Below are 11,156 nucleotides of genomic sequence, written 5' to 3'. Positions count from 1 at the left end.
TTGTTTAACTAAAACATATGTTTATTTTTATAGAGGTTATTTAATGGAGTGTGTATTTGTCTGATTTAAGATCTGACCCCGCAGTAAGAAGTTTATTAGAGCGTATGCCCGAAACGATACAAGATAGTTTTTCTGATGAACAACTTACTCATTTAAAAGTGGCTATAGGTGCAAGGCAATGGGGAAATCACGCGCTTGACTGTCGTGGTGTAATAAAAATTTTAAAGTATAGATATTATTTTGTTGTACTCGCTGGCAGAAATAGGCGAGGACTCAGTGCTAAAGAGCAAAAAATGGCAAAAATTGCACAAGCAGCAATTGTTACTTTTTTTATTTTAATTGCGAGTTTAACCGTGATTTTGGCGCTGTATCTGATTAAGTCGGCTTTAGGGATTGATATATTTGAAGGATATTCGTTTGGGGTATGGGATTGGTTTAAAAATTTATTTAAATAAATAACAATCCCGTTTTTTGCAATTGTTAATGTATTTTGTAGTACTTATTTGTTAGGACACTTGTCTATGGAGTGTTGTATAAAAGTCACTAATGCTATATTATGCCCTGAAATTTAGTTAGCTGAATTAACTTCAATTAGATCGCTACAAGGATTAGCAAAATGACATCTTCAAGGACATTTAAACCTTCGGGCTCTTCTGATGCCAATTTTTACAGGCTATTTGATATTTTTGCGCTATTTTTAGCTTTTCAATGCGCTGCTTTAATGTACGGTTTTCAGTTGTCTCCTTTTTATATTATCTCGGTATTATGTGTCGCCTTGAGTTTTTTATACAGCGCAGAGCTGTTTGCCACGTATCGCTCTTGGCGTGCGGGTAAGTTTAAAACCATGGTAATGTGCGCTTGGGCTTCATTGCTTATTGCTTTTGCTGTGCTGTTTTTTATATCGTTTATATTTAAATTTACCGATTCGCTTTCTCGTTTAGGGTTAGGGATATGGTTTTTATTGAGCTTCACTTTTTTATATGCGTGGCGTCTTGCTGTGCATTTATACAAACGAAATCGCCGCAAGCTAGGACTTAATTTACGCAATGTAGCAATTGTAGGGGCAACTGAGTCAGCCGCTTATTTACATGAAGAAATCATTAAAAATGAAGAACTAGGTTTTAAATTTTTAGGCTTTTTTGATGATCGTAAACCTGAGCGCTTATTTAGTAAATTAGCATCGCATGACGTTGAAGGCGCTATACAACAAGCGGTTGATGCAGCACGTGAAGGTAAAATTGATATTTTATACATTGCCTTACCATTAAAAGCTGAAAGGCGCATCGCTGACATATTGTTACAGTTAGGCGATACAACGGTTGATGTCCATGTTATCCCCGATTTTTTATTGTCGAACCTTATTCATGCGCGTATTGAACATGTAGGTGCAGTAGATACGTTAAGTGTGTTTGAGTCACCGTGTATTGGTGCTCACGAGTTTATTAAGCGTACCGAGGATGTGGTTGTATCGGCTATTATATTGACGTTAATTACACCCGTTTTACTCGCAATAGCAGCCGCAATAAAACTAACATCAAAAGGGCCTATTATCTTTAAGCAAGATCGCTATGGGCTTGATGGTAGAAAGATAAAAGTTTGGAAATTTCGCTCCATGACGGTGACCGAAAATAGCGATGTTGTTACGCAAGCGACAAAAAACGATGTGCGAATAACTAAGTTAGGTGCTTTTTTACGCCGGACTAGCCTTGATGAATTACCACAGTTTATAAACGTGATTAAAGGCGATATGTCGATTGTAGGCCCTCGGCCCCATGCTGTCGCACACAACGAAGAGTATCGAAAAAAGGTCGAGTTTTATATGTTTAGACATAAAACTAAACCTGGGATTACAGGCTGGGCGCAAATTAATGGCTGGCGTGGCGAAACAGATACATTAGATAAAATGACTAAACGAGTAGAGTTTGATTTGCATTATATTAAGCACTGGTCGTTATGGTTTGATATTAAAATAATATTTATGACAATTTTTAAGGGATTTAAGAATGAAAATGCCTACTAATACAATTACTCCATTACTTGTTGCTTTAAGTGTGGTTGTATCAACACCCGCTTTAGCAAATATAAAGCCAGGCAGCTTTATGACAAAAGACGGTGCAGAAATTACGCCTACACTACAAACGGGTTTACGCAGTAACGACAACTTTTTTAGCACCCCAGATAACTCAGAATCAAGATTGATTTGGAGTATTACACCTAAAATAAGCGCTTTGATTGATGATGGCCCTGATAGCTATAAGCTTGATTTAGGCAGCAGTACGTCGTTCCATAATAAAGATACAATTGATAACTTTACTCAAGTTAATGTAGGTGCTTTGGTACATAAAGAATTCACAAGTAAGCATCGTTTAGATATTACCGGTAACGCTGATTGGTTGTACGAACCACGAGGCAGTGGCTTAACCGAAGGCTTAGGTAATACTGTTAATGAGTTAGTGAATTATCAGCAGCAAGATATTGCAATGCGTTATGAATATGGCGCAATGAGTTCTAAAGCACAAATTGCTTTAATTACTGGCTTTTACAATAAAAAATATCAAAATTTTAGATCTGTATCGCAGTTTCGTGATTACGATAAATCTTTAATTGGTGTTATTGGCTATTATGATACTAAAGCTGCAACGCGCGCTTTTCTAGAAGTAAAACAAGAAAACTACCGATACGATGCAATACAAATAAATGGTATATCGCGTGATTCTAATGATGTAAAAGTATTGTTGGGTATGGAATGGGATGCCACAGCGGTGACTATGGGATCGTTTAAAGTAGGTTACCAAAATAAAGATTTCGCATCTAACCGTCGTCAAAACTTTAGTGGTTTAAGCTGGGAAGCCGCGCTTACTTGGCAGCCATTAACTTATTCTACACTACAACTTGCGACTAGCCGTGCTGCTAAAGATCCTCTTGTTCAAGGCGATTACATTAGAGAAAGTGTTTACGGTGCTAACTGGAATCACAATTGGAGTGAACACCTTAGTTCGTTAGTGGGTTTAAGCTATATTGATGAGCAATACACAGGCAGTATTAACCGTAAAGACAAAACTAAAAATGCACGTTTAGGATTAAACTATTTAGTGAGCAGTTTTGGTATGGTTTCTAGTTATGTTGATTTTATAGACCGTAATTCAACACAAAGCACAATCGAGTTTGATCGTGTTGTTGTAGGTATTAACTTTACCTTTGCGTTGAAGGCTAATAAATGAATTTTAAATTACTGATTTTTAGTCTTTTAATTTTTAGCTTTAGTTGTTACGCGCAAAACTCACAAAGTTACATTATTGGCCCTGGCGATAAAGTAGAAATTAAAGTATTTGGTCAACCCGATTTAGATGTAACGGCTTTGTTAGGTAATAGCGGTGAAATTAACTACCCATTTTTGGGTAAAGTTAAACTGGTTGGCTTGAATCCTTCACAAGTTGAAAACGTAATAAGTGACGGTTTACATCCTGATTATTTAGTTACCCCTAATGTATACGCACAGGTAATAGAGTATCGACCTTTTTATATTCATGGCGAAGTAAAAGAACCTGGTGCCTATCCTTATCAACCTGCTATGACGGTTAACCAAGCAATTGCGTTAGCCGGAGGCTTAACTGAGCGTGCTTCGGTTGATAAAATATACATTTTTAAAGAACAAACTAAAGAGCAGCAACAAAAAGGCAGCTTGAATAGCCAAATTGCAGCGGGCGATACCATAAAAATAGAACAACGCTTGTTTTAAAGCAGTTTAAAGGCAATTACAAAATGAATCATATATCCGATAAGCCTAGCAATAACGATGAAGTTATTGATTTAGGTGCATACCTTAATGTTATTAAACGCGCTAAATGGCGTATTTTAGGTTTTGCGACAGTTGTTACGCTTTTGACTATTATGGTTACTTTAACTTTAATACCTAAGTATACGGCAACTGCCACACTATTAATTGAGGCAGAGCAGACCAAAGCAGTTAGCTTTGATGAAATTTACGGCTTAGACTCCACAAAAAAAGAATATTACTTAACGCAATTTGAAGTTATTAAATCAAATAGTATTGCACGTGAAGTAATAACTAAGTTGGACTTACAGTCACACACAGACTTTATTGCAAAACCCTCTGTGTTAGGTGAGCTTAAAAGTTCGATTAAAAGTGTCTTACCTTTTTTAAATAAAAAAGAAACAGTGCTTCTTTCACCTGAGGAACAAGCTCAAAGAAAGATGCTTGATTTGCTTGCTGGCTTTAAGTCAAGACTCAGTGTGTCGCCAATAAATAAAACTCAGCTAGTTAGAGTTAGTTTTGAGTCGAGCGATCCTAAACTTGCAGCACTTGTCGCTAATACCGTGGGGGAAGTTTATATTGAAAGCCAAATGCGCGCCAAGATGGGCATTACTCAGCAGGCATCGAGCTGGTTAAATACGCGTTTATCAGAGCTGCGTATTCAATTAGATAGCTCTGAAGTGCGCTTACAAGCTTATCGAGAAGAACAAAAACTTGTTGATATTGAAGGTATTGCGGGGTTGGTAACGCAAGAACTTGAACAAATGTCTAAGCAGTTGGTAGAAACACGTGCCACAAAAAATAACTTAGAAAGTATTAATCGCGTTATCAATGAATACGGTAACGATAATATTGAGCTTTTAGGTAGTATGCCTGAAATTACATCACACCGCGTAGTACAAGATGTAAAACGTGAGGTCGTTTTAGTTGAGCGAAAAGTAAGTGAGCTTGCTGAAGTTTATGGTGTAAAACACCCTAAAATGATATCAGCAAAGGCTGAGCTTGCGACGGTTAAAGCTAATTTAAATAAGCAAATTAAAGGCCTTATTACGGGCATTGAAAAAGAGCTTAACAGGACTACCCGCACAGTAAACGCGCTTGAACGCGATTTAGCAAAAATTCGTGCCGAATATCAAGATATTACCCGCAAAGAAACGCAGTACAATCAGCTTAAGCGTGAAGTAGAAACGAATCGTAATATTTTCAATACTTTTTTATCGCGCTCTAAAGAAACGGAAGTAACGAGTGACTTTAGTTCAGCGGCAGCCCGTTTTACTGACCGTGCTTATGCACCTAAAGATCCCAGTAAACCAAATAAAAAACTAATTGTTATATTAGCATTTGTTGCAAGTTTTGGCTTTGCAGTAGTAATGAGTTTTATATTTGATGCACTCAACGATACGATTAAAACAAAAAGTGATGTTGAAAGTAAGTTAGCGCAGCGCATGCTGGGACTGCTTCCGCATGTCAATATCCCTAAAAATAGTTACTTTCCGATCCATGCGTATTTAGAAGATCACTATAGACGCTTCGCTGAATCGGTACGCACATTCCGTACTAGCTTGTTACTTACTCATTTAGACCGTGCGCATAAAGTAATTGCTGTTACTTCAACGTCGCCAGGGGAAGGTAAAACAACAACATCTGCTAATTTAGCAATGTCGCTTGCCCAGATGGGCAAAGTATTATTGATTGATGCTGATTTACGCAAACCAAGCTTAGCAAAACGTTTTGATATTCCTGTTTTTCATCCTGGTTTAAGTAATTTAATGATGGGTACAGAGCAGTTTGCAGAGTGTGTGCACATGGATGAAAAGTCAGGTGTTGCTATTATGCCAAGTGGTCAAATTCCGAGTAATCCGTTGGAATTACTCTCTAACTCACGGTTTGATGATTTATTAACGGTATTAAAAGCGAAGTACGATCATATTATTATCGATACACCGCCTACTCAAGCAGTAAGTGACGCTTTGGTTATTGCACAAAGTGTCGATTCGGTAGTTTATGTTGTTAAATCAGATATAACACGTATTAAGCCTATTACGGCAGGGCTTGAGCGTTTGTTTGAAGTAAAAGCCCACGTTGCTGGCGTTGTTCTTAACAAGGTTGATATGAGCAAAAGTAAAGATGAGCATAGCCACGGTTACTACGATTACTATGACTACTCTCAACAACCAGAGCAACCGCAAAAAGATAGCTAACTTATGATTGATATACACTCTCATATTTTGCCTGGAATTGATGATGGCGCTAAAGATTTAGATGAAGCTTTAGCGTTATTAAAAATAGCGCAAAGCGATGGTATAACGCATATGGTAGCTACCCCGCACATTCATATAGGACGCTTTAATAATGCGAGTTCTCATATATATGATGATCTCGCTAATTTAAAAACGCATGCTATAAATGCGGGGATCACGATTAAGTTAGCAGTCGCTGCTGAGGTTCGTTTAGATGTAGAGCTTATGGCATTAATAATGGCGAATAAACTCCCTTTTATTGGTCACATTGAAGGTGTGAACTATTTATTATTAGAGTTACCCCATTCGCATGTACCTCAAGGTTACGATAAGTTTATTTCGTGGTTAGCAAAACAAAATATTAAAGTAATAATTCCTCATCCTGAGCGTAACCGTGATATTCAAGAAAAACCGTTTTATATAGAACATTTAAAACAACTCGGTTGTGAGTTTCAATTAACGGCATCAAGCCTAGAAGGGCACTGGGGCGATAAAGCTAAGCAAATTTGCGAAGATATGCTTAAAGCCGATTTAGTCAGATATGTGGCAACCGATGCACATTCAGTAAAGCGCAGGCCACCAATATTAAGTAATGCAAAGCAAATTGTTAGTGATTTAATTGGCTCTGAAAAAGCAACTAAGTTATTTTTAACTAACCCTTGGCATTTAACTGAGTCTTTATTTAGTGATTAACTTTAAATTTAATCGGACGATGCAAGCCGCTATTTTGGCTATGGTTACTTTATGCATCATTTATCTTAGTGTTCAGAGTATGCGTGCTAATTCTTGGTACTTCAGTGCACGTAATACTGTGCAGCATATGACTGCTGATCCAGCCGATTACTCGCGGCTACCTGATGCAAAACATGCTATTGCCTTGGCAACTCAGTTAGAACCTTCGCACCCACATTATTGGCAGTTAAGTGCGCATATAAATATGTTAACTATTAATGCCTTTAAAGATTCAACTGAAGCTACGCAAGCCAATAATATGCAAATTTATAAAGAGGCTGAACAAGCGCTTTTAAAGTCAGTTGAGTTAAGGCAAAGCTGGGCTGAAACATGGATTGCATTAGCGCAAGTTGTTAGTTATCAAGAAGGGGCCAGTGAACGTGTTTATGAGTATATTCAACAAGCAAAGTCCGTTGGGCCAAATAAATTAAGTGTTCATTTAGGGATCATTCAACTTGCTTTAATAAATTGGCCAAATTTATCGCCTAAGTTTAAAGCGCTATACGTTGCTGAATTAAATTTGGCAGTTAAACACGGATACCATTTTTTTGAAGTGTTTAATTTAGCTAAACAAGTTAATAGACTCCCTACATTGTGCTTGTCACTTCAATTTGGTAATGCGTTTGAAGACGTTAGAGCGGCCCACCTGTATAAAGTACACTGTAAATAAAAGCAAAAAAAATGCCCAGAGACTTATAAGCACTCTGGGCTTTAAAGTGACTCAAATTTGAGTCTAGCGTTAACTAAAAAAACTTTCTAGATTCTTTAGGGAGAAGAAGAAAGTACTTGAAAGTGTAGTAAAGCTGCTCAATAAAGCATAACTAATTTTTCGATATAACTGTATTTAATTAAAAAGTATTACTTTAAATCCAGCTGATTAATTGTGTATTTTGTACCAGATCTCGTGGTAATGAATTTTTAATCTTATTTTTTTGCCATTTGCCCAGCCCAATAGGGCACCCACACAGTGTTAAAACTACTTCACCAATTGTTTGAGTTGCCTCAGTTAAGCGTATATCTTTACCCTGAAAATAATCATTTGCTTGCTCGTTACTTAAAGCAAATACATTAATTTTGCACTCATTGCCAAATACAGTTGCAAACTCATGTGTTAGCCTCACCCCATTTTTATGAATAATGCCAATTTGAATGCCTAAACGTGCGTACTTAATTTTATTCTGTAGGCCTTTAAACCCTTGTGGAAATAACCACAGTTCTTTGTCGCGTTGCATTAAGCTGCCAGGCAGGTTAGTTAACCCAAAATGCTTTTTAAGCGATTGCATAAACGCGACGCTTTGCTTTTTATCAAACTCGTTAAACGGAAACGCGCCTTTTTTAACAGTTTGATTTGGGTTATCGCAACTTGCGTGTTTTTTAAATTTAGCGATAAAAAAGCCTTCGCTATCGAATGTTTGCGGCCATACATGCAAATAGCCCTCACTAGTTGTGGCTTTGCTTGCACCTTCAAATAAATCACTTAGTGACTCAGGCGCTATATAGTCACCAAACTCACTGAGTAAATAATCGCACACTTGTTGGTTTTCGAGCGGGGTAAGTGTGCAGGTTGAATACACTAAGGTGCCACCAGGCTTTAATGCGTAAAATGCGCTTTTAATTAAGTCTTTTTGGACTTGGGCTATTTGTATGTTTGATTCTATTGACCAATTTTTAAGTGCGTCGGCGTCTTTACGCACAGTACCTTCGCCAGAGCAGGGCGCGTCTAGCAATATGCTATCAAAGCATTCAAACATGTAGTTGCCAAATATAACGCCATCAAAGTGCGAGAGCGCACAGTTACCAACCCCCATACGTTTGAGCGTTGCGCTAAGTACCTTTAAACGAGACGATGAAAGCTCGTTTGCAACTAGTACGCCTTGGTTATTCATAAGCGCAGCCAGTTGCGAGGTTTTAGAGCCTGGTGCTGATGCCATATCAAGTACGGTGTTATTTTGAGTGCCTGTGAGTTCAATACTTTGTTTTAAGGCAATAGGCGGCAGCATTGAACTTGCTTCTTGTACGTACATCGCACCGCTTAAATGTAAGTCAGTATTACCAAGAGCGAGGTTTTGCTCTTCATCGCTTGGGCGTTCTAACCAAAAGCCTTCACTGCACCAAGGGACGGGGGTTAGCAGCCAATTTTTTTCAGTTGCACGTTCTACAAATTCTTCAATGCTAATTTTTAATGTATTAACGCGGATAGATTTTCTGAGTGGCCTGCGACACGCATTTAAAAAGTCATCTAAGTTTAGATGCGCTGGTAAATAGGTTTTTACGTCATCAATAAAGTGCTCAGGAATAAAAGTGTTGGCGTTCACGCGTTGGCTCATACTATAAAAATAAAGCGCGATAATAGCATTTATATAACGCATTTTCAGCGCTAAAAAACGTAACATCAGTTTTATTGCAGTGTCGACACTTTCCTGGTTTAGTCTATTTTAAAAGCGTTTTCATAAGGCTTTAGATTAATAGTGTCGACAATGAGTGCGTTTTTTAGTCTTTTTGTTGGGTTTAAGGGTTGACATGGTTTTTTAATAAGCACATAGTAGCGGCATTAATTGTCGACAATCTAAAAAATAAATTATGACACATACATTTTTAAACGAAGCGCCTATTACTACCGCATCAGATCAGGTATTTGTAGATATGCGCCGTGAGATTGTTGAAGGCAGTATAGTTCAAGGCAGTAAAATATCAGAGCCTGAACTTGCAAAGCGTTATGGTGTAAGCCGTGCAACGCTTAGAGAAGCGTTAAATCGCTTAGAGAGTTGCTACCTTGTTGAGCGTAAAGCTAACGTAGGTTGCCGAGTAGTTGCCCTTACCGCTGAGCGTTTGATTGAAGTATACCAAGTTCGCAGCTCACTTGAAGGTTTGGCATGTAGGTTGGCTGCCGACAATATGGAACCCGAAGAAATAAAAGGCTTAAAGCAATTACTTAATCAGCACCTACAAACACAACGTGTTAAAGAAGGTGAATCTTACTATCAAGAAGCCGGCGATTTAGATTTTCATTACCGTATTATTCAAGGCAGTAAAAACGCGCATTTAATTCATTTGCTGTGTAATGAGCTTTATCAACTAATTAGAATGTACCGTGTGCAAATGGGCATGGTGGGGCCGCGTGTATCAAAAGCGTTTGATGAGCATTTAGCAATTATTAACGCCATTGAAAACCACGACGGCGAACTGGCCGAAATGCTTATGAAGCGCCATATAAGCGCATCGCAAGCCAATATTCAAACCAAATTTGAAGTATACCAATCAATATGAGTATTCGAACAATTTAACGGATTAAATAGCTCCGTAACGTCGTTAATAATTTTTTATTTAGAACCACTAAACATAAAAATTATTGCCTAGTTACAGAACGATTTTCTTATCGTTAAATAGACCTCATACCCATACAGATTGGTATGAGCAGCTCAAAACGATTTAGCCGCTAAAAATAAGTAAAACAGTTAAACAGTCATAATTACAGATTAAAACTATAAGTTACTCCACGTAGCAACCGTTCAAAGTGAGGAGAAAGTAATGTCAGCAGGATTAAAATTTAAACACGCTATTGCTAATAACCGCCCGTTACAAGTGGTAGGTACTATTAATGCCTACACAGCGATGATGGCAGAAAAAATGGGCCACCAAGCTATTTACCTATCAGGTGCGGGTGTTGCAAACGCCTCGTTTGGTATGCCAGATTTAGGCATGACGAGCCTTGATAACGTGCTTGAAGATATTCGTCGTATTACGGGTGCTAGCGACTTACCGCTACTTGTTGATGCCGATACCGGTTGGGGTGGGGCGTTTAACATTGCACGCACAGTAAAAGAAATGACTAAAGCCGGTGCGGCGGGTTTTCATATAGAAGATCAAGTAGCGCAAAAGCGTTGCGGGCATCGCCCAAATAAAGAAATTGTCAGCCAAGGTGAGATGGTTGACCGCATTAAAGCGGCGGTTGATGCAAAAACCGACAGCGATTTTTACATTATGGCCCGTACCGATGCGTTTCAAAAAGAAGGTTTAAATGCCGCTATTGACCGTGCAGCTGCCTGTGTTGAAGCCGGTGCTGATGCTATTTTTGCAGAAGCCGTGCACGACCTTGCTGATTATCAAGCATTTGCAAAAGCGATTAATGTACCAATTTTGGCAAATATTACTGAGTTTGGTCAAACACCTATTTACACTAAAGAGCAGTTAAGCGATGTAGGCGTTGAAATGGTGCTTTACCCACTCAGTGCATTTAGAGCAATGAACAAAGCCGCACTAAACGTGTATTCAGCAATTTTAAATGAAGGCTCGCAACAAAGCCAAATTGAAAATATGCAAACGCGCGCAGAGCTTTACGACTTTTTAGATTATCACACGTACGAGAACACACTCGATACTCTTTTTTCAGCAAAATCTGACAAATAATA

The 11,156-nt window shown here is 38.2% G+C and carries 10 protein-coding genes; 9 read left to right on the top strand and 1 reads right to left on the bottom strand.

Annotation, left to right across the window (positions count from 1 at the left end; genetic code table 11):
• The first annotated feature begins 50 nt into the window (after window positions 1-50).
• The 7 genes from CWB66_RS01550 (at window position 51) to CWB66_RS01520 (ending at window position 7,417) form a co-directional block, all read left to right on the top strand.
• Complete coding sequence (locus tag CWB66_RS01550) at window positions 51-455, top strand: 3-phosphoshikimate 1-carboxyvinyltransferase (protein WP_418312568.1); 405 nt, start codon at window positions 51-53, stop codon at window positions 453-455.
• A gap of 161 nt (window positions 456-616) precedes the next feature.
• Window positions 617-2,020 (top strand): undecaprenyl-phosphate glucose phosphotransferase, encoded by a 1,404-nt coding sequence (locus tag CWB66_RS01545; protein WP_077538236.1) that lies wholly within the window; start codon window positions 617-619, stop codon window positions 2,018-2,020.
• On the top strand, window positions 2,004-3,221 hold the full coding sequence (locus tag CWB66_RS01540) for an outer membrane beta-barrel protein (RefSeq protein ID WP_138584076.1): 1,218 nt from the start codon (window positions 2,004-2,006) through the stop codon (window positions 3,219-3,221). The genes CWB66_RS01545 and CWB66_RS01540 overlap by 17 nt, the downstream gene beginning before the upstream one ends.
• Window positions 3,218-3,739: a polysaccharide biosynthesis/export family protein gene (locus CWB66_RS01535; RefSeq protein ID WP_077538234.1), complete on the top strand. Its 522-nt coding sequence runs from the start codon at window positions 3,218-3,220 to the stop codon at window positions 3,737-3,739. Before CWB66_RS01540 ends, CWB66_RS01535 begins: the two co-directional genes overlap by 4 nt.
• Window positions 3,740-3,762: 23 nt before the next feature.
• Window positions 3,763-5,976, top strand: coding sequence for a GumC family protein (locus tag CWB66_RS01530; protein ID WP_138584075.1), 2,214 nt, complete (start codon window positions 3,763-3,765; stop codon window positions 5,974-5,976).
• Window positions 5,977-5,979: 3 nt separating this feature from the next.
• On the top strand, window positions 5,980-6,708 hold the full coding sequence (locus tag CWB66_RS01525) for a tyrosine-protein phosphatase (protein WP_077538232.1): 729 nt from the start codon (window positions 5,980-5,982) through the stop codon (window positions 6,706-6,708).
• Entirely contained in the window at window positions 6,701-7,417 is a 717-nt protein-coding gene (locus CWB66_RS01520) for a VpsP family polysaccharide biosynthesis protein (RefSeq protein WP_252371699.1), read from the top strand. The genes CWB66_RS01525 and CWB66_RS01520 overlap by 8 nt, the downstream gene beginning before the upstream one ends.
• A 193-nt stretch (window positions 7,418-7,610) precedes the next feature.
• On the opposite strand, the gene rsmF is transcribed toward CWB66_RS01520, so the two are convergent.
• A complete protein-coding gene (gene rsmF / locus CWB66_RS01515) occupies window positions 7,611-9,062 on the bottom strand; it encodes a 16S rRNA (cytosine(1407)-C(5))-methyltransferase RsmF (protein ID WP_138584074.1) in 1,452 nt (483 codons plus the stop codon).
• Between the two features lie 265 nt (window positions 9,063-9,327).
• Here rsmF and CWB66_RS01510 point away from each other — a divergent pair, with 265 nt between their 5' ends.
• Together CWB66_RS01510 and prpB are read left to right on the top strand one after the other, a co-directional pair.
• On the top strand, window positions 9,328-10,014 hold the full coding sequence (locus CWB66_RS01510) for a GntR family transcriptional regulator (RefSeq protein ID WP_077538230.1): 687 nt from the start codon (window positions 9,328-9,330) through the stop codon (window positions 10,012-10,014).
• Window positions 10,015-10,275: 261 nt separating this feature from the next.
• On the top strand, window positions 10,276-11,154 hold the full coding sequence (gene prpB / locus CWB66_RS01505) for a methylisocitrate lyase (RefSeq protein WP_138584073.1): 879 nt from the start codon (window positions 10,276-10,278) through the stop codon (window positions 11,152-11,154).
• Window positions 11,155-11,156 lie beyond the last annotated feature (2 nt).

The organism is Pseudoalteromonas sp. S558, assembly GCF_005886635.1.
In the GTDB taxonomy this organism is placed as follows: Bacteria; Pseudomonadota; Gammaproteobacteria; order Enterobacterales; family Alteromonadaceae; genus Pseudoalteromonas; species Pseudoalteromonas aliena.
This window is presented reverse-complemented; position numbering and strand designations above follow the sequence as displayed.

What these genes read in the sequence shown, in the direction of transcription:
- CWB66_RS01510 (WP_077538230.1), top strand. Translation starts at nt 9,328, where the DNA reads ATGACACATACATTTTTAAACGAAGCGCCTATTACTACCGCATCAGAT.
- CWB66_RS01535 (WP_077538234.1), top strand. Translation starts at nt 3,218, where the DNA reads ATGAATTTTAAATTACTGATTTTTAGTCTTTTAATTTTTAGCTTTAGT.
- CWB66_RS01540 (WP_138584076.1), top strand. Translation starts at nt 2,004, where the DNA reads ATGAAAATGCCTACTAATACAATTACTCCATTACTTGTTGCTTTAAGT.
- CWB66_RS01525 (WP_077538232.1), top strand. Translation starts at nt 5,980, where the DNA reads ATGATTGATATACACTCTCATATTTTGCCTGGAATTGATGATGGCGCT.
- CWB66_RS01545 (WP_077538236.1), top strand. Translation starts at nt 617, where the DNA reads ATGACATCTTCAAGGACATTTAAACCTTCGGGCTCTTCTGATGCCAAT.
- prpB (WP_138584073.1), top strand. Translation starts at nt 10,276, where the DNA reads ATGTCAGCAGGATTAAAATTTAAACACGCTATTGCTAATAACCGCCCG.
- CWB66_RS01530 (WP_138584075.1), top strand. Translation starts at nt 3,763, where the DNA reads ATGAATCATATATCCGATAAGCCTAGCAATAACGATGAAGTTATTGAT.